Origin of the sequence: Pseudomonas palleroniana (assembly GCF_022836895.1) — a bacterium.
Lineage (GTDB): Bacteria > Pseudomonadota > Gammaproteobacteria > Pseudomonadales > Pseudomonadaceae > Aquipseudomonas > Aquipseudomonas palleroniana.
This window is the reverse complement of the sequence record NZ_CP092411.1, coordinates 650921-677212: the sequence shown is the minus strand read 5'-3', so window position 1 is coordinate 677212 and position 26292 is coordinate 650921. Positions and strand designations below refer to the sequence as shown.

Annotated in this window: 19 protein-coding genes; 8 read left to right on the top strand and 11 right to left on the bottom strand. The window is 63.6% G+C overall.

All coding sequences use genetic code 11. The features are described 5' to 3' along the window. Window positions 1-7: 7 nt before the first annotated feature. Genes MJP36_RS02850 through tagH form a run of 11 tightly spaced genes read right to left on the bottom strand, consistent with a single transcriptional unit; the run spans window position 8 to window position 15974 of the window. Window positions 8-1720 (bottom strand): formylglycine-generating enzyme family protein, encoded by a 1713-nt coding sequence (locus tag MJP36_RS02850; RefSeq protein WP_244384860.1) that lies wholly within the window; start codon window positions 1718-1720, stop codon window positions 8-10. Further along, window positions 1713-2897: an ABC transporter permease family protein gene (locus tag MJP36_RS02845; RefSeq protein WP_244384859.1), complete on the bottom strand. Its 1185-nt coding sequence runs from the start codon at window positions 2895-2897 to the stop codon at window positions 1713-1715. The genes MJP36_RS02850 and MJP36_RS02845 overlap by 8 nt, the downstream gene beginning before the upstream one ends. After that, window positions 2897-3601 carry an ABC transporter ATP-binding protein gene (locus MJP36_RS02840; protein WP_104995028.1) on the bottom strand — a complete coding sequence of 235 codons (705 nt, stop codon included), beginning with the start codon at window positions 3599-3601 and terminating at the stop codon, window positions 2897-2899. Before MJP36_RS02840 ends, MJP36_RS02845 begins: the two co-directional genes overlap by 1 nt. Continuing rightward, on the bottom strand, window positions 3601-6567 hold the full coding sequence (locus MJP36_RS02835) for a serine/threonine-protein kinase (RefSeq protein WP_244384857.1): 2967 nt from the start codon (window positions 6565-6567) through the stop codon (window positions 3601-3603). Before MJP36_RS02835 ends, MJP36_RS02840 begins: the two co-directional genes overlap by 1 nt. After that, window positions 6564-7283, bottom strand: a complete 720-nt coding sequence (locus MJP36_RS02830) for a PP2C family protein-serine/threonine phosphatase (RefSeq protein ID WP_090367946.1) — start codon at window positions 7281-7283, stop codon at window positions 6564-6566. Before MJP36_RS02830 ends, MJP36_RS02835 begins: the two co-directional genes overlap by 4 nt. After that, on the bottom strand, window positions 7284-7937 hold the full coding sequence (gene tagF / locus MJP36_RS02825) for a type VI secretion system-associated protein TagF (RefSeq protein ID WP_090367944.1): 654 nt from the start codon (window positions 7935-7937) through the stop codon (window positions 7284-7286). Then, window positions 7934-11434: a type VI secretion system membrane subunit TssM gene (tssM, locus tag MJP36_RS02820; protein WP_060756669.1), complete on the bottom strand. Its 3501-nt coding sequence runs from the start codon at window positions 11432-11434 to the stop codon at window positions 7934-7936. Before tssM ends, tagF begins: the two co-directional genes overlap by 4 nt. Continuing rightward, window positions 11431-12720, bottom strand: a complete 1290-nt coding sequence (locus MJP36_RS02815) for a DotU family type VI secretion system protein (RefSeq protein WP_060756668.1) — start codon at window positions 12718-12720, stop codon at window positions 11431-11433. The genes tssM and MJP36_RS02815 overlap by 4 nt, the downstream gene beginning before the upstream one ends. Before the next feature lie 6 nt (window positions 12721-12726). Continuing rightward, window positions 12727-14061 carry a type VI secretion system baseplate subunit TssK gene (gene tssK, locus MJP36_RS02810; protein ID WP_161548595.1) on the bottom strand — a complete coding sequence of 445 codons (1335 nt, stop codon included), beginning with the start codon at window positions 14059-14061 and terminating at the stop codon, window positions 12727-12729. A gap of 18 nt (window positions 14062-14079) precedes the next feature. After that, window positions 14080-14589 carry a type VI secretion system lipoprotein TssJ gene (tssJ, locus tag MJP36_RS02805; RefSeq protein ID WP_060756666.1) on the bottom strand — a complete coding sequence of 170 codons (510 nt, stop codon included), beginning with the start codon at window positions 14587-14589 and terminating at the stop codon, window positions 14080-14082. A gap of 53 nt (window positions 14590-14642) precedes the next feature. Beyond that, on the bottom strand, window positions 14643-15974 hold the full coding sequence (gene tagH / locus MJP36_RS02800; protein ID WP_060756665.1) for a type VI secretion system-associated FHA domain protein TagH: 1332 nt from the start codon (window positions 15972-15974) through the stop codon (window positions 14643-14645). A gap of 394 nt (window positions 15975-16368) precedes the next feature. Between tagH and tssA the strand changes: the two genes are divergently transcribed. The 8 genes from tssA to tssH all read left to right on the top strand — a co-directional run bounded on the left by tssA (window position 16369) and on the right by tssH (window position 26212). Beyond that, window positions 16369-17388 carry a type VI secretion system protein TssA gene (gene tssA, locus MJP36_RS02795; RefSeq protein ID WP_060756664.1) on the top strand — a complete coding sequence of 340 codons (1020 nt, stop codon included), beginning with the start codon at window positions 16369-16371 and terminating at the stop codon, window positions 17386-17388. 54 nt (window positions 17389-17442) lie between these two features. Beyond that, entirely contained in the window at window positions 17443-17949 is a 507-nt protein-coding gene (tssB, locus tag MJP36_RS02790; RefSeq protein ID WP_003231688.1) for a type VI secretion system contractile sheath small subunit, read from the top strand. A gap of 2 nt (window positions 17950-17951) precedes the next feature. After that, window positions 17952-19451 carry a type VI secretion system contractile sheath large subunit gene (gene tssC, locus MJP36_RS02785; RefSeq protein WP_060756663.1) on the top strand — a complete coding sequence of 500 codons (1500 nt, stop codon included), beginning with the start codon at window positions 17952-17954 and terminating at the stop codon, window positions 19449-19451. Between the two features lie 165 nt (window positions 19452-19616). After that, window positions 19617-20105: an Hcp family type VI secretion system effector gene (locus MJP36_RS02780; RefSeq protein WP_060756662.1), complete on the top strand. Its 489-nt coding sequence runs from the start codon at window positions 19617-19619 to the stop codon at window positions 20103-20105. A 78-nt stretch (window positions 20106-20183) separates the two neighbouring features. Continuing rightward, the gene (tssE, locus tag MJP36_RS02775) at window positions 20184-20699 is read left to right on the top strand and encodes a type VI secretion system baseplate subunit TssE (RefSeq protein ID WP_060756687.1); all 516 of its coding nucleotides are present in this window, start codon (window positions 20184-20186) and stop codon (window positions 20697-20699) included. Further along, window positions 20696-22555: a type VI secretion system baseplate subunit TssF gene (gene tssF, locus MJP36_RS02770; protein ID WP_060756661.1), complete on the top strand. Its 1860-nt coding sequence runs from the start codon at window positions 20696-20698 to the stop codon at window positions 22553-22555. Before tssE ends, tssF begins: the two co-directional genes overlap by 4 nt. After that, entirely contained in the window at window positions 22519-23562 is a 1044-nt protein-coding gene (gene tssG, locus MJP36_RS02765; RefSeq protein ID WP_244384855.1) for a type VI secretion system baseplate subunit TssG, read from the top strand. Before tssF ends, tssG begins: the two co-directional genes overlap by 37 nt. Further along, window positions 23555-26212 carry a type VI secretion system ATPase TssH gene (gene tssH / locus MJP36_RS02760; RefSeq protein WP_244384853.1) on the top strand — a complete coding sequence of 886 codons (2658 nt, stop codon included), beginning with the start codon at window positions 23555-23557 and terminating at the stop codon, window positions 26210-26212. Before tssG ends, tssH begins: the two co-directional genes overlap by 8 nt. Window positions 26213-26292 lie beyond the last annotated feature (80 nt).

The following is a 26292-nucleotide window of genomic DNA, read 5'->3' as shown; positions in this document are numbered from 1 at the left end:
CCAACGGTCAAGACCGCTGACCGCTCGCTGCGAGCAGTTCCTTCAAGATCGTTGCCGGGTCGGCCCGCTGTTGCTTGCGGTAGTTGCCGACATGGCGAACGAACAGTGTCGCGCGCGTCACCAAGCTCTTGCCGAGCACAGGTTTGCGATCCAACTCTTCCTTGATCCGTTGAAACTGAGCCTGGATCACCGCATCGGTATAGCGCGTGCCGGTGGCCAGGTTGTCGATATAGATCGCCACCGCGCCGTCGAGGGCGCTGCGGCCATTGTCGATGGCCGTAGCGAACAGCGTCGCACTGGCTTCGTCCTTGTTGGCGACCGCCTGATCGCGGCTCTTCTGCAGGTTGATCAGGCGGATGTTGTAGTTGCTGATGGTCTCGGCCACCAACGCAGCGGACTGGATCAGGTTGCCCGCCGCCTCTTCGCGTTGCTGGGCGATCAGCGAGACGTTGCGCTTGAGCTCTTCGTTGACCAGCCCCAGCTCGGCTTGCAGCTTGGGGTCGACACTGGCGGCAATGATGGTGTCCAGGCGCTTGGTCGGGTCCTGGGCTTCGTCGATGGCATCGGTCAGTGCGGCCAGGCGCCCTTCTTTCTGCCATTGGGCAAACAGCTCCTTGTAGCGCGAGCGCGGCGCCGACAGCGCGCCGATCGCCACACGGAAACCGGTGGTCTCATTGCTTTGCTCGGTGCCGTCGGCGGCGAACAGCGGGTACTCACGGCGCATGCCGGTAAACAGCGTGCCCTCGCCTTCGAGGTAATTGCCGCCCTTGACCACAAAGCCGCCGTAGGTGCCCTGGCGTCGCCCGGCGTGCACCAACTGGAAGGACTCCTGGACCATCTCCGCAGCGTTGCCGATCACATCGAACAGGCCGATCGGGTTGGGCAACTTGGTGCCGATGGGCATCAGGCGTGCAGCCTGGCCGGTGCCGCCGGCCACCTGGTTGAACACCGCATAATCCGCCAGCGGGCCCTCGCCTTCATGGCCTTCGGCACGCCGAGGGAACAAGCGGCCCTCCAACTCTTGGCGGCTCACCGCCTGCCCGCCGCGTGCGGCGTATTCCCATTCCACTTCGGTGGGCAGGCGCACAAACCCCAGGCCACCGTCTTCCGCGGAAGAACCGCGACCGCTGACCGGCAGCAAATCACGGTGGTATTTCATCAACCAGGCGCTGTACACCGCCGAGAAGCGTTCGGCTTCAAAGCGTGACAGCTTCACCTTGGGCAGCCGCGCCGCCATGCCGGTGGGAATGTCGCAGGCCGGCGCCGGTTCACCACTGGCCAGGGACTGCGCCTGGGCCATCACCGCAGCATATTGGCGGGCGGTCACTTCGTACTTGCCGATGAAGTACAGCATGGGCTTGAGCGGGGTCTTGGCGTCTGTCTTCGGCATCAAGGGCGCAATGACGTTGTTCCAATCCTTGGGCAGATCCTTGAGGGTGAACTGGCCGTTGATGAAGTCGCGCCGGTAGCCGGAAATAAACGATTGCTGGTAACCCGCCTCGCCTTCGGCGAAGGGGTAGCCAAGACTGATTTCGCGATCATCCAGGGTGCCTTGGGCGAGTACGTAGGCGTAGCGGAACACCATGTTGCCTTCGCACGGCAGCGGCAGGCTCACGTCGTCCGGCAGCGGTTTTGGATTGTCGAGCTTGTCGCTCGCCTCATCAGCCCAGGCCAGCGAGGCCAGGCTCAGCACCACACAGGCACCCAGTAACTTATACATCTCTGATTCCTTCAGAAGCCTGGATCCGCGCCACACGCCAACCACCACAGGCCGCCGCCACGGCGCTGACGCCGAGGACTGCAACCAGGGCCAGGCCGTAATGACGCGCCAGCAGGTGGCTGGCGTATTCGCCCGGAACCTGCACAAATAGCTTATTCAACCCCGCCTCGGCCAGGCCATACAACCCTGCACTGAGCACGGCGGCAGCACCTGCGCTGTACAACGCTTGCACCACCACAAACCACAACAGCCCACCGGTGGAAAAGCCCAACAGGCGTAACACCGACAATTCCCGGCGCTTGCGCGCCACGGCGGCCAAGGCCCCGGCGAAGATGGCCGCGAATGCGCCCGCCAAGGCCAACCCGGCGATGATCCAGAATACGATCGACAGGTTGCGGCTCAACGACTGCACCTGCGCGATAGTGTTCGCCTGGGTCGATACCAATAGGTTCTGCCCGGCGAAATACACACGTAGCACTTCTACATCGCTGAGACGGCGTGCGTACAGGCGAAATGCCGGGTACACCCGCTGCTCACTCGCACCGACCGCGTCACCTTCCCACCCCAGCGCCGGCACCGCACGGCCGTCGCGATAATCTTCGGCTGCTTCCAGCAGGGCCAGGTCGGCAAACAGCCCATCACGGGCGAACGCCTCCAACGGCAGCACTGCCAGCACCTGCACACGCGTGCCCCGGGCCTCGACACGCCCGGCCACTTGCCGCGCAAAGCGGGTGTCCAGCCAATCGCCGGGGCGTGCCGCAAGCTTTTCGGCGGCGGTGTGGCTCAGCACGATCTGGTCCATGCCCTTGGGCATCGGCAAACCGGCCAGCAACGGGTCACCCGCCGCGGTAGGCAGCATTTCCAGGGTCAGCGTGCCGACCTGCGCCGTCGCTGCAATCTGCCGCGTACGCGGCACGGCAAACGCCACGTCGCTACGTTGCCCCAGTTGCTCGACAAACGCAGCGCTGAATCGACCACCGCCCAACGGAATAATTTCACGGGTGGCGGGGTCGGTCTCCAAACGTTCGGTCAAACTGCCAACCAGTCCAAATTTCAAGCCAAATAACACCAGCAACGGCGCGATCACCGCCACCAACGCCAACACTGAGCAGGCCGACAGCCAGGCATCGTTGCGGTAATCCTGCCAGGCCAGGGACGCCACCAAGCCGATGCGCATCAACAAGCCTCCCCAAGGGTGGCGGTGACGCCGCCATCCGTGTCGCGGCGGCAACTGATGCGCCGCACCTGCAAGCCACTGGCACGGGCCAAGGGTTCGTCATGGGTGGCGATCACGCAGGCGGCACGGTGTTCGCGAGCCTGCGCCAGCAGCGCCTGCATGACCCGTTCGGCATTCAGTGGGTCCAGCGACGCGGTCGGCTCATCCGCCAACACCAGTTGCGGCCCGTGGGCCAGGGCGCGTGCACAACTGACGCGCTGACGCTGGCCTACCGACAATGCAGCGGGTTTCTTGGCCAACTGGTCACTGATCTCCAACTGCGCGGCCAGCCGTGTCACGCTGCCGTCATCCGGCAAACCGAGCAGTTTGCGCGACAAGGCGATATTGCCGCGCACATCGAGAAACCCCAACAACCCGCCGGTTTGCAGCACGTAGCCCAGATGCCGGCTGCGTAGCTCGGCCAACGTCGATTGCCGATCCGCTCGCCACAGCCCGCCGATGTCCTGCTGATTGAACTCGAACCGCCCCACCTGATCCGGCGCCAGCACCAACGCCAATAGATCCAGCAAGGTGCTCTTGCCACAACCGCTGGACCCGACGATCGCCAGTTGCTCACCCGCGCGCAGGTGCAGCGCCGGGATCACCAGGCTGTAACGCTGGCTACCCACGCCCCGGCTCTTGTGCATCGCGCTCAGGTTCAGCATTACGGCAACGTCGACAGCGGCACGCGGTACAACGCATCGCCCGGCTCGGCATCGCCGAAACGGACCCAGTTGGCCAGGTCATTGTGGAAGGTTTCGTAAAGGCGGATTTTCGAATCCAGCTCGTCGATAAAGTCTTCCTGCTCGGCCACGCTCAACGACAACCACAAGTCCTGGGTCATGTTCAGCGACTTGCTGCGGTACGGCAGGCCTTCCAGGTATTCGCCGAGGAGGCCGCCATCGGCCAGGTTGCCGCCCTTGCGCAACGCCTGCGGGTCGCGGCTCATGTAGGCCGAGGCACTGGCGATTTCCTGGAAGAAGTCCTTGGGTGAGCTTTGGGTTTTGCGCGCCGCGTCGACGATCAGTTTCAGCGACTGCTGCAAATCGTTGAGCTGCAACTTGGTCAGCATCACGCACACCTGGAACGCCGGCAGCGCCGGGTTGGTCAGGTCGCGGTCGGCGGTCCAGGCGCTGACCAGTTGCGGTGCCTGGCTGGCGGTTTTGCGTCCGAGGAAATCCATGTGCATGGCATAGCCGACGGCGGCGGATTTGTCCGCCAGGCTCGGCGCGCTGCTCAGCAACGGCACCGGCTGCGGTGTGTTGCTGCGCACTTGATGAACGAGGTTGGCGAACACCGTACCGATCTCATCGACGCGCTCGCCCAGTTTGCGCACATCTCCGCCCGGCACTGGCGTGTACAGGTCGCCGATCTGCGGGTTGGCGTCAGCCGTGAGGATGCGGTACTGGATCTCGGCACCGGCGTGGGTTTTCTTGCCGGCATCGGTACGCAGGTGCAGCGCGTAGATCTTGATCTGCTTACCCAATGCGGCCTGGCGCACTTCGGCTTCGTTCATCTGGGTGGCGGCGAACGGGTCGTTCTTGCGCAACGCGCCGGCGTCAGTCACCAGCAGGATAATGCGCCCGCCATAGCCGGACCAATCCATGCCATCCACGGCCTGCATCACCCCAGCAAAAGCGTCTTCGTTGAACGAATGGCTGGACACCGTGGACGCTTTGACTTGCCGCGCCATGTCGAGAAAGCGCTGCGGGTCGCGACCTTGATCCAGGGTGATCAAGGTCTTGGCCACATATTCCAGGCCCGGGGTTTTCTTGATGCTGTTGCGAAAACCCACCAGGCCGAAGCTGACGCTGTCCAGCTCACCGCGTTCGGCGATACGGGTTTGCAACTCATGCACCACGTCACGCACCTGGTCGATGTAGGGCTGCATCGACACGGTGGTGTCGACCACCAGCACCACAGCGGTACGGAACGCATCGGCACTGACCGAAGGTACAGCCGGCTTGGCAACGCTGCTGCCAGGATCGATGGACGCCACGTTGAGCAACTGCACCGGCTGGCCATTTTCGTCGAAGCTCTCTTTGGAGTCGAAGATCGGCAACAGGTAAAACTGGTTCTGCGGCACGGCGCTGGCGGTCGGCTCGAGCGCCAGCACTTGCTGATTGTCTTCGCTGTTTTTCTGCGCCTTGGCCAAGACGTTTTTGGCCGCTGCGGGGTCGGCCAGCAACTTTTCCACTTCGCCGGGCTGGCGCAGGAACATCACCGGTGCCCGGCCCGAGCGCTCGGTAAACTTGAGCACCAGGCTCTGCTTCCAATCGCTGACCTGGGCGGCGGGCAACCAACCGTCACTGCGACCATCGGTAGCGGCGCCGACGCGTACCCACGGGCTGCCATCGACCTCTTTGCGTTGGTACACATACAGCACGGAGAACGCCGGCAAGGCTTTGCCGGGCGCAGCCCCGGCATCGCTGGAAAGCTTGGCGCCAGGCTTGCTGAGCACGCGCTGGAACAAGGTCTTTTTGCCCGCCATCAGCAAGGGGTGCTGACCGCCATCCGCGTCAGCGACCACAGGTTTCAACTCAGGCGGCGGCGTTTTGGGGACGACGGCGGCCGGCGGCGCGGCAGGCTTATCAGTGCCGCTCAACCACCAATAACTGGCGCCGCCGATGGCCAGCGCCACCGCCACGGCCACCGCCGCCAACGCCAATACCGGCCCGCGACGCTGCTCGTTATGCTGGGACGCCGCCGGTGGCACCACCGGTTGGCGCACAGGCTCAGGCGGTGCGCTCGGGATCTCAATGGATTCCGGGGTGATGCCGCCCAGATCAAAGCTCATCGGGACCGGCAACGGCCGCACCAGAGTGGCTTCCAACGAGTCCGCCGGCAGTTGATCGAGCGCCAGCAGCAACGCCGCCGCATCGGGGAAACGATCAGCCGGGTCCTTGGCCAACAACTTGCGCAGCACCCCTTGGTAACGGCCATGGTGCACCGGCAGTTCCGGCAACGGCTCGGTCAGGTGCGCCAGCGCCGTGGAAAGCGCATCGGTGCCGTTGTACGGCAGCTTGCCGACAAGGATTTCATAGAGCACCACACCTAGCGCGTACAGGTCGGCGCGACCATCAATTTCCTGGCCCCGCGCCTGCTCCGGGCTCATGTAGCTGGGCGTGCCCACGGCAAACCCGGCTTGGGTGAACTGGGTACGATCATCCAGGGACTTGGCGATGCCGAAGTCCGACAACACCGCCGTGCCATCGGCGCGGAACAGGATGTTGGCAGGCTTGACGTCACGGTGGACCAGGCCCTGGGCATGCGCATAGCCCAACGCCGAGGCGATCTGGCGGATCAGCGTCACCCCTTGCTCCGGCGTCAGGCCGGCGGCAATGCGCTCCTTGAGCGTGCCATTGGGCAGGTATTCCATGGCCATGTAATACAGTTCACCGACGTTGCCGATGTCATGGATGGTCACGGTGTGCGGGTGCGACAGCCGCGCCAGGGTCTTGCCCTCGCGCAGGAAACGCTCGCAGAAGGTCGGGTCGGCCGCCAGTGCCGCCGCCATCACCTTCAACGCCACCTTGCGCTCCAGCGAGCGTTGGGTCGCCAGGTACACGCTGGCCATGGCGCCTTCACCGATCTCGCCTTCGATGTCATAGCCCGGGATCACGATGTTCATGGCGACACCTTCACGACAATGGTGGTGATGTTGTCCGGTGCACCCCGGTTAAGCCCCAGGTGCACCAGGCTGCGCACGATTTCATCCGGCGCGTCATGCCCCAGCACTTCGCGGATCTCATGATCTTCGACGGTCTTGTTCAGACCGTCGCTGCACAGCAGGTAGCTGTCACCGGGGGCGATCAGCAGGTCGACGACGGCCACCTCCAGCTGGGCTTCCACCCCCACCGCGCGGGTGACGATATTGGCGCGTGGATGCACGCGGGCGTCGGCTTCGCTGAGCAGGCCGCTGTCTTGCAGGTCCTGCACGTAGCTGTGGTCGCGGGAAATACTTTCCAACGCACCGTCGCGCAGACGGTACAGGCGACTGTCACCGGCCCACAGGCACACCCCGCGCAAGCCGCGCGCGGCCAGCACCACCACGGTGCTGCCCATCATGGTCACGCCACGGTTGGCGGTTTCTTCACGCACGATCGCATTGATGCGGATCAGGTCATTACGCAGCGCCGCCGAGTATTCATCGAGGGAGCGCCCTACCGGCACCTGACGCAGACTGTCGACAATCAGGCTGCTGACATAGTCACCCGCCGCATGCCCGCCCATGCCGTCGGCCACCACCCACAGGCGGTTTTCCGGCAGGTCCAGGCAGGCGTCTTCATTGACCTGGCGCACCATGCCCACATGGCTTTTGCTCGCGGATTTGAACGTCGACCCCATCTACACCACACCTTCTTGTCCGAGCAAAAACTGCGCAAAATCGTCGGCGGCAGGCAAGCCCTGACACCGCAATAAACCAGGGGAAATACGTTGCGAGCCGCGGCCCCACCAGAGGCTGGCACCGGCGCAGGCTTGTTCCGCCAGCGCGGTCATCCGGTCGTGAGGCAGCGTGGCGTTCATCCGTTGCAAACCGGCGAAACGACTGTCGACCACTCGCAGCTCGCTGGCTGGAAGGCCCAGCTTGTCGACGCCAGCGTTGAAGCTTTCGAACGTGGCATCGGCGTCCAGGGTACTGAGCAACAGCTCTTCGGCCTGCTCAAACCACGTATCCGGCCCCCCCACGAGTGACGCAGGATTGGTGTCCTGGTCCAGCAGGGTCACCACCGCCAACGGAAAATACCGCCCGACCCGATCGATACTCGGCATCACCACGCCCGCCGCCGCATCCGGCCCGCACACGCCCGGCGCCAGCACAAAGCGCCACAACGGGCTGACCAGGTACACGTTGAGCCATTCGCCGCCCAGGCTGTTTTGGCTGGCGAGCAAACCTGCCGCCAACCAGCTGTCCCACGGGCCGATAAAACTCTGGGGCAAGGCGCGGCTGACGAAGTCACCGCGGCTGGCCAACTTGCCGTAGAAACCCAGCGTGGTCATAACCGCTCCGGCAGGCTGAAACCGCTGAGCACGCGGCTCTTGAACGGGTTGAAGGCGCTGTTGGCGCGTAACTCGTAGGCAATGCTTGCGCCGTCGACCCGCAGGCGCAGGTTGAAGCGATCCGGCGAGTTACCGGCCGTGAGGTCCGACTGCTCCAGCAGGCGGAACCAGGCCCACGGCCCATCCAGGGTCACACCGGAGCGCCCACTGGCCGACGGCGGCATGATGGAAATACGCACCACGCCAATGCTGCCGGGGTTCGGCCATTGCATCGCAACCGGGCGGCTGGGGCCGTGGTCATAGCTCAATTGCTGGCCATCGAGGTCGAGCAGGAACTGGGTGATGGTCGGGTCCATCGACACCGGCTTGAGTTCGAACCGTACGATGGGCTGGGTGCCCCCGGCGCGGAAGAACGCATCACGAATGGCCGCCGCGCGCTGGAAAGTCTGCAGCACACCCGGCGCGATCCCGAGCTTTTGTGCCGCGCCCGGCTGCCAGCGCCAGGTTGGGGTGGAGGTGTCCACATACGGCTGCAGGTACTTGCGGAAGTAGTTGTCCATGACCCCGCCCACGCCGAAAAACTGGCCAAAGTCATCCAGGGTCGCGTCCCGCGCACTGCCCGGCGACATCGGGTAGCGCCCGGCCAGGGACTGGCGATACACGTTGACCACTTCGCTGACCCAGGCCGCGTTCAGTTGGTTGCGCACCCCGCCCATCATGCTGTTGGTGGTGGAGTTGACCACCGACTTGACCATGCCCTGCACCAAGGGTGGCTGGCGCTCGGCATTCAGGCTGACCCGCGTGGCCGCAGCCGCCGCCTGGTTCTTCGCTTCGCCGAGCAAGGCATCGCCACTGGCGCCGACCATGGCGCTGACCTGCACATACAGCGCATTCATGTCCGCGAGCAGGCCGTCGATGGCCGCCGGCTCGCCTTCATTCTTGCTGACGATGCCGTTGAGTTCGGCAAAGTGTGCGGTCACCGGATCGTCCGCCACCTGCGGCTGGCTGGCCGCCTGTTGCTCCTGGCCGAGCAGGCTGCCCAGGCGTTCCTTGAGCTTGTCGACGCCACCTTCCACCGGCACGCCTTTGGCTGCCAGCTGGCGTTCCTCGGCTTGCAGGTCGGTTTCCTTGGCCACCGCCACCAACAGTTTTTTCAGCGGTGAGGTCGGCCCGGAAATCACCCGCAGCACATCGGCCGCCTGGGCCACGCTGGTGATCGGTACGAAGTCGATGTCTGCCAACAGCGCGTCCCATTGGCGCTGGTAGTCCTGGAAATACAGGCGGCGCACGTCACCGGCCAGGCTCACCACGTTCTGTTGATCGGCCTGCTCGCGGCCCAGCACCCATTGCTCTTCGGCGAGCGTGCCGGTCTGGTTCAGGCTGCTCAGCAAAAACGCCTGGCGGTAGCCCTTGGCGGTGAAGAAACCACTGAGTGGCTCACCCAGCGGCTTGCCGCTCTTGCGACTGAAGACCAGTGCGGCATCGCGGCCGGCGGCTTCATTGATGCGAAAGTCCGGGATGCCGTCGGGCAATTTCTGGCGCTTGACCCGGTCGTACACACGTTGGGCCACCGGCAGCTGTTGCAACTGGCGACGCAGGTCGTCGATCAGCCGCGGATCGAGGCGCGCATTCGGTGGATGGCGGTCAAACAGGGCCTGCAAATGCCCACTCAAGGCCTGGCGCTGGTCGGCCGGCAAATCGCGGGGCAGGTTGCGATCCCAATCCAGGGCGATCCAGGCTTTGATGAAGTCCGGGTCGTAGTGCTCGCTGTCGGCGAGCATCAGGTAAGCCTTGAGCCCTTCGTACAGGAAGTCGGAGTTGCCACCGCCGCGCAGTTGCTCTTCGATACGCGTCACCAGGCGCGGCGCGAACACCGCGATCAGCAGTTTGCGGTACACGCTGCCGGATTCGGCTTCGAGCATATCGCCCTGGTACAGGCCCAAGCCTTCGGCCCAGCCAGGCGGATCGCCGGCAAGGTTTTTCGTGGCGTTGAGCAACGGCAGCACGGCGAGCACTTCACGCTGGGCCGGGCTCAGGTTCTGCACCGCCTGGCCCAGTGGCGCAACCTTCTGGTCGACCTGGGCGATATACGCCTGGTTGGCGCGATAACTCACCCACCACAAACTGCTGACCACCACCACCAAGGCCACGGTGGCCGCCAGGACGCCGCGTGCAATCCACTTGCGCCGACGCTCGACCTTCGGGTTCACCCCGACCAGCCCACGTTCGGCAAACGCCACGGCGCTGAACAGTTTTTCGATGAAGTAACTGCGCCCGGTGCCGCTCTGGCGGGCCAGGTGCTGGCGATCCAGGTTCATGCTCTGGGCCATGGCGCCGATCAGGCGATCAATCGGGCTGCCTTCCTGAGTACCGCTGGTGAAGTACACGCCGCGCAGCAGCACGCGTTCTTCGAAGGCATTGGGTTTGAACACACCGTCGAGGAAGCTTTGCAGGCAGTCCTTCAAGGCCCCGAACTGCTGCGGGAAGCCGTAGATCAGGTCGCGTCGCGCCGGGTCGCGTTCCTGTTGCAGGCGTTCCACCAGGCGCTCGTTGAGGCGTTGTTCCAGCCCTGCGAATTCGCTTTGCAGATGCGCCAGCGGGCCGTCGCTGTGCTTGCCGTCGTCCAGGGCAAAGGTCATGCCCCATACCTGGGCGCGGTCTTCCTTGCTCAGGTTGTCGAAGAACTCCATGAAGCCGGGCACCAAGTCGAGCTTGGTCAGCATCAGGTAGATGGGGAAACGCACGCCCAGCTGGGTATACAGCTCCTGGATACGCAAGCGAATCGCCGCCGCGTGGGCAGCGCGCTCGGCTTCAGTCCCGAGCAACAGATCCGACAGGCTGATCGCAATGAACGCACCGTCGATCGGGCGGCGTGAGCGTTGCTTTTTCAGCAGGTCGAGGAAACCCAGCCACGCGGCTTTATCGACCGTGGAGTTGCTGTCTTGAGTGGTGTAGCGGCCAGCGGTATCGAGCAGCACGGCCTGGTCGGTAAACCACCAGTCGCAGTTGCGCGTACCGCCGACACCGCGCACGGCCCCGGCGCCCAATTGGGCCGCCAGCGGGAAATGCAGCCCGGAGTTGACCAGCGCGGTGGTCTTGCCCGAACCCGGCGGGCCGATGATCACGTACCACGGCAATTCGTAGAGGTTGCGCCGCTCATCACCACCGAGCTTGGCTTTCTTCAGCAGCGCCAGGGCCTCGTCCATGCGCTGGCGCAGGGTGCTGAGTTCTTCGGCGGTGGCGACACTGTTGGGGTCGACCGGGGTTTGCGCCGCCAGGCTGCGCATCACTTCGGCAGCCTGCCGACGCGCCTGGATGATGCGGAACACGCGGTAGGCGATCCACACCGCAAACACCAGGATGATCAGCGCCCAACGGCGCCCTTCCGGCATCAACAGGTCGAGCAGCGGCCCGACAAACCAGATGATCAGGCTCAGGGCGATCAGGCCCAGTACCGGGATCACCCAGCGAATCATGAAACTGAAAAACGCCTTCACTCGACGCCCTCCGCCAATACGGTGATTTCAACCCGACGATTACGGGCACGGCCTTCGGCGGTGGCATTGGTAGCCACCGGCTCGGTGTCGCTTCTGCCCTCGGCGCTGAAGCGCTCGGCCTGGCCGGTCTTGGCCGCCAGGATCTCCAGCACCGACTTGGCCCGCGCTTCGGACAACGCCCAGTTGGACGGGAAACGCAGCGTGGCAATCGGGCGGTTGTCGCTGTGCCCGGTGACACGCACCTGGCCTTTGACTTTGCGAATGGCGTCGGCAATGCGCAGCATCAGTGGCTGGTAGTCATCGACGATGCTGGAACTGGCCGAGGCGAACAGTTCATCACCACGAATGGTCACCACGGAACGGTCGACCGCATCCTCCACGGCAACACGACCAGCCTTGATGTCTTCCACCAGGAAGCCGGCCAGGCGTGGGCGTTCGATGATTTTGGGTTGTGCCACCGGACGGTCGATCGACTGCACCGGGATCTCGCCCAAGGCATGGATATTCTTGAACACCGGCTCGGCATCCGACGCCAGTTTCAGGCGCAAGCCGAACAACAGCGCCAGCAGCAGCGCCAGGCCGATGGCCACGGCGATCCACGGCGGCATGAATTGCGCCAGGCGATCACGCGCCACCGTCACACCGCGCCAGTGCGGCGACAGCTCGCGCTCGTGTTCACCACGGGCACTGCGAATCGTCGCCGCCGTGCGCTCACGCAGGGCATCCAACTGGCTGCGCCCGTCGTTCATCACACGGTAACGGCCTTCGAAACCCAGGCACATGCACAGGTACAACAACTCCAGCAGGTACAAGCGTTCCCGTGGGCTTTGCAGGCAGTGGTCGAGCAGTTGGAAGACTTTTTCACCGCCCCAGGCTTCGTTGTGCACCGTGATCAACAGGCTCTGCTTGCCCCAGTCGCTGGTGCTGCCCCACGGCGTGCTCAGCACGGCTTCATCCAGGGCGGTGCATAGCGCGTAACGGGCCAGCAGCACTTCGTTACGCGGGATGCCGGCGGCTTCAGCACGCTCTTCGAACTGGCGCAAATAAGCCAGCAGCTGCGCGCGCAGGCTGGCCGGCGCCGGATGGGCGATGGTGTTGCGCAGGCGTGTGAGCAACGCCAACAACGGGCCGGCGGCGCTTTCCAGCGGGTTCAGGCCCTGGCTTTTGCCGGTGAGCATCGGCGCGGCCGGCATCGACAGCGGGGCCGGCTCTGCACGCGCAGGTTCTGGCGCCCGGCCACCCGGGCGCGGCATGAACTGGGTGCGGTCATCATCATTGGGATGCATCGCGAATTATCCTCGAATCGCCCAGAAGGCCAGGTTCAAGCCCGGGAACTGCCCGGCGATATGGAAGGCAAATCCGCCGGAGTTGTGCAGTTGCTGCCAGTGCTCGCTGCCCCGGTCCAACTCGTAATAGGTACTGCCTGCGTGATACGGAATCTGCCGTGGCGCCACCGGCAACGGCAGCAGGCCGATGCCCGGCAGTTGCAGGTTGACCATGTCACGGATGTGCTCCACCGAGCCGACCTTGCTCTGTTGGCCGAAGCGCGCCCGCAGGGTTTCGCCGGGCACGTCGGCGCGCACCACCAGGATGAAGCTGGCGCTCTCGAGCAGGGTTTTGTCGGCAAGCATGGCCACGTGGATGCCATAGGCTTTTTCGACAATCGGGATCGGCGTGGCCTTGCTGTCGATCAGCATCGACAGCGCTTCACGCAGCGCCTGCATGACCGGGGCGAAACTCAGCGCCAGGTCGTCATGCTGGTATTGCGGGTATTCCTGAGGGCGCCGGCCCGAGGTCGAAAAGGTCGAGAACTCGCCGGCCAGGCTCACCAGTTCACTGAAGAAGCGCTCCGGGTGCAGCGGGCTCAACTGGCTGAAATGCTGGAGCAGCGGCTGGGCGCGGTTGACCAATTGCAGCAGCATGAAGTCGGCAATCTCCGACGCACCACCGGCCCCCGAGGCGACCACGCGGCCAGCCAGGGCTTCGCCGCGCTGGTGCAGCAGGCCGAGCAGCTCACTGCGAAAGGCCGTCAACGGTTTGCTCGCGGCGACGTCGAGCACCGGCGGGATGTAAGTGTCATCCAGCACCAGTGCGCGGTCGGCGCGTTTTTCCTTGATGCGCACAAGGCCCACGGCGGCGTAATCGCTGATGCCATCCTGGGCCGTCAGCAGGCGCAGTGCGCGCGAGCCGACAGCCACGGGCGCACGGTTCTCGAACGGGGCATTGTCATCGCGCACTTCGCGCACCTGGCTGACATACCGCGCAGCTTCCAGGGCTTCGCCCGCTTCCACGGTATCGCGGGCACCGGCGCGCTTGAGCGGCAAGGCCAGGTACACCAGGCCGTCGCGCAGGTTGTCGTCGATATTCAACGGGCTCGGCGCGAGGTCGTCCTGAGGGATATTGAACGGCGTGCCATCCGGCAACAGACCGCGCGCCGAAACGATCGCCAGCTTGCCCTGGGCCAGCAGCCCCTGGTCGATCAGCAACTCGGAAAAGCCCCAGGCACCGGCAGACAACGGGCGGCTGCGGGCGTCGATCAGGTTCTCCAGGTAACGGTCATGCTGCTGGAAGTGCTGCGTTCCGATGAACATGCCTTCCGACCAGACCACGCGATTGTTCCAGGACATGGGGGCTCCGAGGGTTTCTTATTGGGCAGGGCTGGATGGGGTAACCACGACATCGGCACGTACGGCGCGTACATCGAGGCTGATCTGATATTCGGTGTATTGGCGCGGTGGCACGTTGATCACCGTGCGCCATTGCGCACGGTCCAGCTCGCGATAGCCCACCAGCAAGCCGATCTGGCGCGTGGCAGGGTCGAGGTCGCGCTGGATGCTCAGTTGCTGGCCGGGTTGCACCATCACTTCATCCTGGTCCAGCAGGTCCAGGCCGAGGGTCGATTGCGCGCGATCAGCCAGGGCGAAGTAGTCGGAGCGCCCGAAGGTAGCGGCATTTTTCAGCTCGAAGATGCGCACACGCACGGGTGCGGCCTGGCCGTTGGCGCCCGGGTTGAGCCCGGCAATGGCATGAAAGTGCAACTCGACCGCGGCGGTGTCCGCTTCAGTTTCGCCCGCCACTTCGGGCTTGGCCGCGTCCTTGGCACACGCCGTCAGCAGCAGCACAGTAGCGGCTGCGAGTAAAAACCTGGGAATCATCCTGCGTCCTCAATGACGTTCTTAGCTATCCGTTAAATCCGTGTATTGCGTGTTCAGCGCCGCTGTCGTGCGCTGTGTTCTTCGTAGGCTCGGCTGAATTCGCGGCCGAACAGGTCCTGGAAATCTTCCTGGGCCTCGCGGGAAATATTGCTGTAAAGCTCAGTGAACTGCTGCCAGTACTGCGCCTGGCGCGAACCGTTGAACAGGCTCGATAAGCCGCCGGGTTTGCCCATGCGTTCCTCCAACTGCGAGGGTTCAAAGCGGGTGAGCAGGTGCTTGATCGCGGCCTCCACGCCGGCCATCACGGCCAGTTGGTGAGCACGCAGGTCATCGAAACTGTCGCGCACGGCCGCGTCCGGTGCCATAAACGCCTGGTTGCCGTGGCGAAGCAGCAGCAGCAAGGCTTCGTCGGCATTCGGCGCGAATTTCAACGGGTTGTTCTCGGCGGGGCGGATCATGGTCTGCTGCATGCGGAACTCGCCTTTGAGGCTGGCGCGGGCACGCAATACATCGATCAGGCCCTCGACCATCAGTCGGTAGCTGCGGCCGATGTTTTCCATCTGGGCGCAGGCATCGGCCTTGTCCAGACGCAACTGCTCCAGCCCGGCGCCACGCAGGAACGCTTGCAACAAGTCGGGGGATTGCTGGGGCTCGGCCACGGGGCGTACCGACTCGACCACGGGCGGCGGCTGAATCACCGGGGCGACCGGCGGTGGCGGTGCAACCGGAACGACCGGTGCTACCGGTGCCGGGGTATCGGCAAACAGGTCCCAGTCATCGGGAATCAGCGAGCCTGCGACCACGGGTTTTTCCACCGCCACCGGCGTCGGCGGGCGGAAATCGTGCTGCTCGGGCGGCACATGATCCGCCACGGTCGGCGGCGGCACAGCAGTGGGGCTGAGGAAGTCGAACAGGTCCGGCAAGGTGTCCATTGCCGAGGCGCCCTGGAACTGCGGCGCGATCACCGGGGTCGGCGTTGGTGGCTTTGCCACGGCGCCCATCAACGCCTCGAAGCTGTTCGGCGAATCACCGGCAAACGGTTGGCTATCAACGGCTTGCACGTTGAAATCGATACGCGCCTGGATCTCGTAGTCGCCGATGCGGATCAGCTCACCATCTTGCAGCGGCTCGCTATTGCCACGGCGCATACGGATACCGGCGCGGACCAACTCCACCCCGTTTGTACTGTTATCGGTTAAATAATAACGGCCATCTTTGTATTGAATAACGCAATGCTGTGAAGAGACGAGACGCTCCGGATCAGGCAAGACCCAGTCATTATCCGAACTGCGGCCAATAGCCATCACGCCCTGGTCCATGGACTTTTCCGAGCACTGCCCAGGGGTAATCTTGTGATAACTAGTGATAGTCAAACACAGCGACATCTTGCCTCCTTGCTGATTACATCGCGCGCGGTCGATTCCCGGGGCTACGCTTCCCGGGACATGCCCGCCAGGTCACACAAAATGACCCTGAATCTACCTAAACCCGCAAGATCGCTGATCTTAGCTGGCTTGCATGACAAAAATCCTGCTTGGCGGGCGCCGTTCGACCCACCAGTCGCGCAGGTTGTTAAACACCGCACATCTGTCACAGAGGACGAATAGCTTACCTTGACAAGGCATAAGTACTACACCAAAAATGCACAACTTCTTGAACATCACTGATGTCACAGTAGTGGCACTCTGACTATATGACCAAGAAAACATGCAAAGTTCCTCAGACAACTAATGCATGCATTGCCCGCCATCTATCGGGCTGATAAGGAGATCAAACTCAGTGGATGTGCCGTTGCTGCTCGCCGCCGTTTCCCCGACTTCGCCCTGTGGCGAAGACATGGAATATGACGCGCAATTTCTCCAGCTGGAGCGTGATGCCAAGGGCCAACCCGAGCGCAGCATGGGCGACTCGATCCTGCCCGCCGAACCGCCGGAATGGCGCAGCATCCAGCAGCAAAGCCTCGATTTGCTGCAACGCAGCAAAGACCTGCGCATCACCCATTTTCTGCTGCAAAGCACCCTTGCCCTGCAAGGCGTGGCCGGGTTGGCTGAAGTCCTTTCATTGATCAACGCCTTGCTGCGCGACTATTGGGTCGACCTGCACCCACGCCTGGATGCCGACGACGATAACGACCCCACCGTGCGCGTCAACGCCCTGTCCGGCCTGACCGGTGACACGACCATCCGCCTGCTGCGCGAAAGCATCCTCACCCGCTCGCGCACCTTCGGTCCGGTCAGCCTGCGGGCGGCGCTCAATGCCAGCGGCCTGCAGATTTTTGCCGACGAGCAGCTCGGTGCCCAGCAACTCCACGCCGCGTTCCTCGACAGTGACCCCGAGCACCTGCAAGCCACCCGTGACGCCTTGAGCGCAGCGCGTGCGGCGTGTGAGGCCATCGAGGAGCAGGTCAATGACCAGGTCGGTTCCGCCCGGGGCGTGGACTTGAGCGCCTTGAAGCAACCGCTCAAGCAGGCGCTGCAGATACTCAATCAAGCGGTGCCAGGCACCGACAACAGTGGCGAACCCGAGGCCGTCAGTGACGACAATGCCCCCTCGGTCGACTTCGCCGCTGCGCCTGTGGCAGTGCGCCCGGCCGGCGATATCGCCAGCCGCGACGACGTGCTGCGCAGCCTCGACAAGATTCTTGCGTACTACACCCGGCATGAGCCTTCGAGCCCGCTGCCGGTGCTGTTGAATCGGGCCAAGAACCTGGTGCACGCCGACTTCGCGGCCATCGTGCGCAATCTGATTCCCGACGGCATGTCCCAATTTGAAAACCTGCGCGGCCCGGACAGCGAGTAAGCCACCGGGCTATGCAGTAACAACACCGTCGCTCAAGCGACCAGGAGCAGCAACGTGGCGAAGCAAAGTTCTCAGAAATTCATTGCGCGCAACCGTGCGCCTCGAGTGCAGATCGAGTACGACGTCGAGCTCTACGGCGCCGAGAAGAAGGTCCAACTGCCCTTCGTAATGGGTGTGATGGCCGACCTCGCCGGCAAACCTGCCGAGCCGCTCGCCGCCGTGGCCGACCGCAAGTTCCTTGAAGTGGACGTCGACAACTTCGACTCGCGCCTCAAGGCCATGCAACCGCGCGTGGCCTTCCACGTCCCCAACGAACTGACCGGCGAAGGCAACCTGAGCCTGGACATCACCTTCGAGAGCATGGACGACTTCAGCCCGGCCGCCGTGGCGCGCAAGGTCGATTCGCTGAACCAGCTGCTCGAAGCCCGCACCCAGCTGGCCAACCTGCTGACCTACATGGACGGCAAGACCGGCGCTGAAGAAATCATCATGAAGGCAATCAAGGACCCGGCACTGCTTCAGGCACTTGCCAGCGCGCCTAAGCCTGCAGGGGACCAGTAATCATGACCGACAATACCGCCCGCGAAGGCAGCCAGATCCTCGGCACCCAGACCGAAGAAGCCAGCGAGTTCGCCAACCTGTTGCTGCAGGAATTCAAGCCAAAGACCGAGCGTGCCCGCGAAGCCGTGGAAACCGCAGTGCGCACCCTGGCCGAACAGGCCCTGGCGCAAACCGACCTGGTGTCCAATGACGCGATCAAGTCGATCGAATCGATCATCGCGGCCATCGACGCCAAGCTCACCGCCCAGGTCAACCAGATCATTCATCACCAAGATTTCCAGCAGCTGGAAAGCGCCTGGCGTGGCCTGCATTACCTCGTCAACAACACCGAGAGCGATGAGCAGCTCAAGATTCGCGTGCTCAACATCTCCAAGCCCGAACTGCACAAGACCCTGAAGAAATTCAAGGGCACCGCATGGGACCAGAGCCCGATCTTCAAGAAGATGTACGAAGAAGAATACGGCCAGTTCGGCGGTGAGCCGTACGGCTGCCTGGTGGGCGACTACTACTTCGATCAGTCGCCACCCGACGTGGAGCTGCTGGGCGAGCTGTCGAAAGTCTGCGCCGCCATGCACTCCCCGTTCATCGCTGCCGCTTCGCCGACCGTGATGGGCATGGGCTCGTGGCAGGAACTGTCGAACCCGCGCGACCTGACCAAGATCTTCACCACCCCGGAATACGCCGGCTGGCGCTCGCTGCGTGAATCGGAAGACTCGCGCTACATCGGCCTGACCATGCCGCGCTTCCTGGCTCGCCTGCCGTATGGCGCCAAGACCGACCCGGTGGAAGCCTTCGCCTTCGAAGAAAACACCGACGGCGCCGACAGCTCCAAGTACACCTGGGCCAACGCCGCCTACGCGATGGCCGTGAACATCAACCGCTCGTTCAAGCACTACGGCTGGTGCTCGCGCATCCGTGGCGTGGAGTCCGGTGGTGAAGTGGAAAACCTGCCGGCCCACACGTTCCCTACCGATGACGGTGGTGTGGACATGAAGTGCCCGACCGAAATCGCCATCAGCGACCGCCGTGAAGCGGAACTGGCGAAGAACGGTTTCATGCCACTGCTGCACAAGAAAAACACCGACTTCGCCGCCTTCATCGGTGCCCAGTCGTTGCAGAAACCGGCCGAATACGATGACCCGGACGCCACCGCCAACGCCAACCTGGCTGCGCGCTTGCCGTACCTGTTCGCCACCTGCCGTTTCGCTCACTACTTGAAGTGCATCGTGCGCGACAAGATCGGTTCCTTCAAAGAGAAGGACGAGATGCAGCGCTGGTTGCAGGACTGGATCCTCAACTACGTCGACGGCGACCCGGCCCACTCCACCGAAACCACCAAGGCCCAGCACCCATTGGCTGCCGCTGAAGTGATCGTGGAAGAAGTGGAAGGCAACCCGGGTTACTACAACTCCAAGTTCTACCTGCGCCCGCACTACCAGCTCGAAGGGCTGACCGTGTCGTTGCGCCTGGTATCGAAGCTGCCTTCGGCAAAAGGCGCTTAAGTAAGTCGCTCTTCTGTGGGAGGGGGCTTGCTCCCGATGCAGGCAACTCGGTCTCTCAGTCGGACCGAGGTGATGCCATCGGGAGCAAGCCCCCTCCCACACAAAAGCATTGCCCCTTCTGGGGCATAACCAAATTCAGTGGCAGGGGCCACACAGGGAGAAAACATGGCTGTTGATATTTTCATCAAGATCGGCGACATCAAGGGCGAGTCCATGGACAAGGCCCACAAGGACGAAATCGACGTACTGAACTGGAGCTGGGGCATGTCCCAGTCCGGCAACATGCACGTCGGCGGTGGCGGTGGCGCCGGCAAGGTGAATATCCAGGACCTGTCGCTGACCAAGTACGTCGACAAGGCGTCGCCTAACCTGATGATGCACTGCGCCAGCGGCAAGCACATCGACAAGGTCAAGCTGACCGTGCGCAAGGCCGGTGGTGAAAGCCAGGTCGAGTACATGGTGATCAACCTGGAAGAAGTGCTGGTAACGTCCCTGAGCACCGGCGGTTCGGGCACTGATGACCGCCTGACCGAGAACGTCACCCTGAACTTTGCCCAAGTGATGGTCGACTACCAGCCGCAGAAAGCCGACGGCACCAAAGACGGCGGCGCGATCAAGTTTGGCTGGAACATCCGTTCCAACACCAAGCGCTGATAGCTCTGGTGGCCGTGGCCCAGCGCCACGGCCCCAGAAACTTTGTCCTCCTCACACCCCGTCCGTGGAGCTGCTTTGGTGGTAACTGAAATCGCTTCCCGCGACCGTCTGCAACCGTCCCTGCTGGACCGGTTGACCGACGACGACCCGACCAACCCCAAGGAAAGCGCCGACAAACGCGTGCTGTCCCTGACCCAATTGAAAGCCTCGGTGCTGCGCGACCTGGCGTGGCTGCTCAACACCACGTCGTTGCTCGATGCCGATGCCACGTTGCACACCCCAGCCGGTACTTCGGTGGTCAATTACGGACTGCCGGCATTGGCGGGAAACAGTGCCTCCAGTGTCGATATCAAAGCGCTGGAAGCCCTGATCTACCAGGCCATTGCCACCTTTGAGCCGCGCATCCTGCGCCACACCCTGCGCGTCAAAGCCCGCCTCAGCCAGGGCGAGATGAACCACAACGCGTTGAGCTTCGAGATCGAAGGCGATCTGTGGGCACAGCCGGTGCCTCTACGCCTGTTATTGCAAACCGACCTCGACCTGGAATCCGGCCATGTGCGTGTCGTCAACGCCGACCAGCGGAGACGAGCATGAACCCGCGCCTGCTGGAGCTGTATAACCAGGAACTGCATCACGTGCGCGAAAGCGCCGCCGAGTTCGCCAAGGAATACCCGAAGATCGCCAGTCGGCTGACCCTGTCCGGTATGGACTGCGCCGACCCGTACGTCGAACGCTTGCTTGAAGGTTTTGCCTACCTGACGGCCCGCGTGCAGCTCAAGCTCGACGCCGAGTACCCGACCTTCACCCACAACCTGCTGGAAATCGCGTACCCGCACTACCTCGCGCCAACCCCGTCGATGACCGTGGTGCAGCTGCAGACCGACCCCGACGAAGGCTCCCTGGCCAGCGGTTTTTCGCTGCCCCGCGACACGGTGTTGCGTGCGGCATTGGGCCGTGAAACCCAGACCTGCTGCGAGTACCGCACCGCGCACCCGGTGACGCTGTGGCCGTTGCAGGTAGCCAACGCGGAATACTTCGGCAACCCCGCCGCCGTGCTTGGCCGCCTGGCCGCCAGCGAACCGAAGGCCAAGGCGGGTTTGCGCCTGACCCTGCGCACCGGCGCCGAGTTGCCATTCAACAGCCTCGACCTGGACAGCCTGCCGCTGTACCTCAGCGGTGCCGACGAGCAGCCGTTCCGCCTTTACGAGCAACTGCTCGGCAACGCCTGCGCGGTGTTTGCGCGCAAGCCTGGCGGTGATTGGGTCGAGCGCCTGCCCCAGGACGCGCTGCGCTCACGCGGCTTCGACGACGCCGACGCCGCCATGCCGGTGGTGGCGCGCGCCTTCCAGGGCTATCGCCTGTTGCAGGAATACTTCGCCCTGCCCCATCGCTTCCTGTTTGTCGAATTTGCCGAACTGCGCCGTGCGATCAAGCGCTGCGACGGCCAGGAACTGGAGCTGATCGTGCTGTTCGACCGGCATGAACCGAGCCTGGAAGGCAGCGTCGGCGCGGCGCAGTTCCTGCCGTTCTGCACGCCGGCGATCAACCTGTTTCCCAAACGCCTCGACCGTATCCACCTGTCCGACCGGGTCAACGAGCACCATGTGATCGCCGACCGCACCCGGCCGATGGATTTCGAGATTCATTCGCTCAGCGGTATCACCGGCCACGGCACCGGCCCGGAGCAGCCATTCCTGCCGTTTTATGCGGTGCGCGACCCCTCGCGCTATGGCCGCGACCTGGCCTATTACATGGTGCGCCGCGAGCCGCGTGTGTTGTCCAGCGACCAGCGTCGCAACGGCCCGCGCTCCACGTATGTGGGCAGCGAAACCTTTGTCAGCCTGGTCGACAGCCGGCAAGCGCCCTACCGCCACGACCTGCGCCAACTCGGCGTGACCGCGCTGTGCACCAACCGCGATTTGCCGTTGTTCATGAGCGTGGGCAACGGCAAGACCGATTTCACCCTGGCCGACAGTGCGCCGGTGCTGGCCGTGCGTTGCGTGGCCGGCCCGAGCCGCCCGCGGGCCAGCCATGCGCATGATGCCAAGGCCTGGCGCCTGATCAGCCAGTTGTCGCTCAACTATCTGTCGCTCAGCGAGCAGGGCCAGGGCGCGGGCGCCTTGCGTGAACTGCTGCGCCTGTATGGCGACAGCAACGACGCCGCCCTGCAATTGCAGATCGAGGGCCTGCGTGAAGTCAGCAGCAAAGCCGTGACCCGGCGCCTGCCGATGCCTGGCCCGATCGTGTTTGGCCGTGGCCTGGAGATCACCCTGGAATTCGATGAAAACGCGTTTCGCGGCACCGGGGTGTTCCTGCTCGGTGCGGTGCTGGAGCGCTTCCTGGCACGCTACGTGTCGATCAACAGTTTTACCGAGACGGTGATCCGTACCACCGAACGCGGCGAGATCATGCGATGGAAAGCCAAGCCCGGGCGGCGTCCGACCCTGTGAACACACTGGATGCGATGCATCAGGAACCCTGGGAATACGATTTCTTCCAGGCGCTGCGGCGTATCGAGTGCGAATCGCCCGACCTGCCGCGCCTGGGCCATTCCCTGCGCCTGGCGGATGACCCACTGCGCCTGGGGCAACAGGCCGATTGCACGTTCGCCCCGGCCACCCTGGCCTCGGTCGACCCCGGTGGTGACGGCAAGCCGGCGCGCCTGGAGCAATTCTTCTTCGGCCTCGGCGGCCCCAATGGCCCGCTGCCGCTGCATATCACCGAGTACGTCCGCGAGCGCCAGCGCAACAACGCCGACAGCACCAGCAAGCAGTTCCTGGACGTGTTCCACCATCGCTTGCTCAGCCTGTTCTACCGGGCCTGGGCCGAGGCCCGGCCCACCGTCAGCCATGACCGCCCGGATGATGACTACTGGTCCGCCCGCCTCGCCGCCCTGAGTGGCCGTGGCATGCCAAGCCTACTCAACCAGGGGCTGATTGCCGACGCCGCGAAGCTGCATTACAGCGGCCACTTGTCGGCGCAGACCCGCTACCCGGATGGTTTAAAGGCGATCCTCAGCGAGTACTTCGGCCTCCCGGTGGAGATCGAAGAGTACGTCGGCCAATGGCTGGAACTGCCCGAACGCAGCCGCGTGGGTGTCAGCGCCAACCAACTGGGCGTGGACTTTTGCCTGGGCAGCCATGTGTGGGACCGCCAGCACAAATTCCGCATCCGCCTGGGGCCGCTCAAGCTCGATGACTACATGGGCATGCTGCCCGGCCACCCGCCATTCAATGAGCTGGTCGCGTGGGTAGCCGAGTACCTGGGCCATGAACTGGACTGGGACTTGAACCTGGTTCTGCAACAACCTGAAGTACCGGCGCTGCAACTCAATGGCCAGTTCCGCCTGGGCTTCAACACCTGGCTCGGCCAACCCGAGCACGACGCCAACGACCTAATCCTGGCCCGGCATTACGCCGATCAGGCCACCACCTCAAGGAATCCAGAGCATGGGTGAAATCAGTCGCGCCGCATTGTTCGGCAAACTCAACAGCGTGGCCTACAAGGCCATCGAAGCCGCCACCGTATTCTGCAAGCTGCGGGGCAACCCGTATGTGGAACTGGCCCACTGGTTTCACCAACTGCTGCAACTGCAGGACTCGGACCTGCACCGCATCATTCGCCAGTTCAACGTGGAGCCGGCGCGCCTGGCCCGTGACCTGACTGAAGCGCTGGACCGCTTGCCCCGCGGCTCGACCTCGATCACCGACCTGTCCTCCCATGTGGAAGAGGCCGTGGAGCGCGGTTGGGTCTACGGCAGCCTGATGTTCGGCGAAAGCCAGGTGCGCACCGGTTACCTGGTGTTAGGCATCCTCAAGACGCCGAGCCTGCGCCATGCGCTGCTGGGTCTGTCTTCCGAGTTCGACAAAATCAAGGCCGAGGCCCTGAGCGAGCGCTTTGATGAATACGTCGGTGACTCGCCGGAGAACGCCCTGAGCGCCAGTGACGGTTTCAACGCCGGCGCCGTGCCGGGCGAAGCCAGCGGCGCCATGGCACCAAGTGCCATGGGCAAGCAGGAAGCCCTCAAGCGCTTTACCGTCGACCTGACCGAGCAGGCCCGTAGCGGCAAGCTCGACCCCATCGTCGGCCGCGATGAAGAGATCCGCCAACTGGTCGACATCCTCATGCGCCGCCGCCAGAACAACCCGATTCTCACCGGTGAAGCCGGTGTGGGCAAAACCGCCGTGGTCGAAGGTTTCGCCCTGCGCATCGTCGCCGGTGACGTGCCGCCTGCGCTCAAGGATGTGGAACTGCGCAGCCTCGATGTGGGCCTGCTGCAAGCCGGCGCCAGCATGAAAGGCGAGTTCGAGCAGCGCCTGCGCCAAGTGATCGAAGACGTCCAGGCGTCGCCCAAGCCGATCATCCTGTTTATCGACGAAGCTCACACCCTGGTCGGTGCCGGTGGCGCCGCCGGCACGGGCGACGCCGCCAACCTGCTCAAACCGGCATTGGCCCGTGGCACCTTGCGCACCGTGGCCGCGACCACGTGGGCCGAGTACAAGAAGCACATTGAAAAAGACCCGGCCCTGACTCGCCGCTTCCAGGTGGTGCAAGTGGCCGAGCCATCGGAAGACAAGGCACTGCTGATGATGCGCGGCGTGGCCTCGACCATGGAACAGCACCACCAGGTGCAGATCCTCGACGAAGCCCTGGAAGCCTCGGTGAAGCTGTCCCACCGCTACATCCCGGCGCGCCAGTTGCCGGATAAATCCGTAAGCCTGCTGGACACCGCCTGTGCCCGCGTTGCCATCAGCCTGCACGCGGTGCCGGCTGAAGTGGACGACAGCCGCCGTCGTATCGAAGCCCTGGAAACCGAGCTGCAAATCATCGCCCGCGAGCATGCCATCGGCATTGCGATTGGGGCCCGTCAAAGCAACACCGAAGCGCTGTTGAGTGCCGAGCGTGAACGTCTTGCAACGCTGGAGAGCCGCTGGGCCGAAGAGAAAGCACTGGTCGATGAGTTGCTTGCCACCCGTGCCACCCTGCGTGAAAAGGTTGGCGCGGTGGACAGCGGCAACGATGAATTGCGCACGCAGCTGGTCGATCTGCAACAGCGCCTCAGCGCCCTGCAAGGCGAAACCCCGCTGATCCTGCCGACCGTGGATTACCAGGCCGTGGCCTCGGTGGTCGCCGACTGGACCGGTATCCCGGTGGGCCGCATGGCCCGCAACGAGCTGGAGACCGTGCTCAACCTCGACCAGCACCTGAAGAAGCGCATCATCGGCCAGGATCACGCCCTGCAGATGATCGCCAAACGCATCCAGACCTCCCGCGCCGGCCTCGACAACCCGAGCAAGCCGATTGGCGTGTTCATGCTGGCCGGCACCTCGGGCGTGGGCAAGACTGAAACCGCCCTGGCCCTGGCCGAAGCCATGTACGGCGGCGAGCAGAACGTCATCACCATCAACATGAGCGAGTTCCAGGAAGCCCACACGGTATCCACCCTCAAGGGCGCACCACCGGGTTACATCGGTTACGGCGAAGGCGGCGTGCTGACCGAAGCAGTGCGACGCAAACCCTACAGCGTGGTGCTGCTGGACGAGGTGGAAAAAGCCCACCCGGACGTGCACGAGATCTTCTTCCAGGTGTTCGACAAGGGCGTGATGGAAGACGGTGAAGGCCGGGTGATCGACTTCAAGAACACCCTGATCCTGTTGACCACCAACGCCGGCACCGAGCTGATCTCCCACGTTTGCAAAGACCCGGCGAACGTGCCGGAGCCGGAAGAGATCGCCAAGGCCCTGCGCCAACCGCTGCTGGAAATCTTCCCGCCGGCGTTGCTGGGTCGCCTGGTGACCATTCCGTACTACCCGCTCAGCGACGAGATGCTCAAGGCAATCACCCGCCTGCAGCTCAACCGCATCAAAAAACGCGTGGAGAGTACGCACAAGGTGGCTTTCGACTACGACGACGCGGTGGTCGACCTGATCGTCTCGCGCTGCACCGAAACCGAAAGCGGTGGCCGTATGATCGACACCATCCTCACCAACAGCTTGCTGCCGGACATGAGCCGTGAGTTCCTCACGCGCATGCTCGAAGGCAAGGCGTTGGCGGGTGTGCGCATCAGCAGCCGGGATAACGAATTGCACTACGCGTTCAACGACTGACCTGAAGGAACACAATCAAACGGTGGGAGGGGGCTTGCTCCCGATAGCGGTGCATCAGGCCCCTATGCATCAACTGACAC

Excerpts from the sequence above, each read along its gene's own strand:
- MJP36_RS02840 (WP_104995028.1), bottom strand. The coding sequence starts at position 3,601 with ATGCTGAACCTGAGCGCGATGCACAAGAGCCGGGGCGTGGGTAGCCAG.
- MJP36_RS02780 (WP_060756662.1), top strand. The coding sequence starts at position 19,617 with ATGGCTGTTGATATTTTCATCAAGATCGGCGACATCAAGGGCGAGTCC.
- tssH (WP_244384853.1), top strand. The coding sequence starts at position 23,555 with ATGGGTGAAATCAGTCGCGCCGCATTGTTCGGCAAACTCAACAGCGTG.
- MJP36_RS02850 (WP_244384860.1), bottom strand. The coding sequence starts at position 1,720 with ATGTATAAGTTACTGGGTGCCTGTGTGGTGCTGAGCCTGGCCTCGCTG.
- tssC (WP_060756663.1), top strand. The coding sequence starts at position 17,952 with ATGACCGACAATACCGCCCGCGAAGGCAGCCAGATCCTCGGCACCCAG.
- tssG (WP_244384855.1), top strand. The coding sequence starts at position 22,519 with ATGGAAAGCCAAGCCCGGGCGGCGTCCGACCCTGTGAACACACTGGAT.
- tssJ (WP_060756666.1), bottom strand. The coding sequence starts at position 14,589 with ATGATTCCCAGGTTTTTACTCGCAGCCGCTACTGTGCTGCTGCTGACG.
- tagF (WP_090367944.1), bottom strand. The coding sequence starts at position 7,937 with ATGACCACGCTGGGTTTCTACGGCAAGTTGGCCAGCCGCGGTGACTTC.
- tssF (WP_060756661.1), top strand. The coding sequence starts at position 20,696 with ATGAACCCGCGCCTGCTGGAGCTGTATAACCAGGAACTGCATCACGTG.
- MJP36_RS02815 (WP_060756668.1), bottom strand. The coding sequence starts at position 12,720 with ATGCATCCCAATGATGATGACCGCACCCAGTTCATGCCGCGCCCGGGT.
- MJP36_RS02845 (WP_244384859.1), bottom strand. The coding sequence starts at position 2,897 with ATGCGCATCGGCTTGGTGGCGTCCCTGGCCTGGCAGGATTACCGCAAC.
- tssK (WP_161548595.1), bottom strand. The coding sequence starts at position 14,061 with ATGTCCTGGAACAATCGCGTGGTCTGGTCGGAAGGCATGTTCATCGGA.
- MJP36_RS02835 (WP_244384857.1), bottom strand. The coding sequence starts at position 6,567 with ATGAACATCGTGATCCCGGGCTATGACATCGAAGGCGAGATCGGTGAA.
- tagH (WP_060756665.1), bottom strand. The coding sequence starts at position 15,974 with ATGTCGCTGTGTTTGACTATCACTAGTTATCACAAGATTACCCCTGGG.
- MJP36_RS02830 (WP_090367946.1), bottom strand. The coding sequence starts at position 7,283 with ATGGGGTCGACGTTCAAATCCGCGAGCAAAAGCCATGTGGGCATGGTG.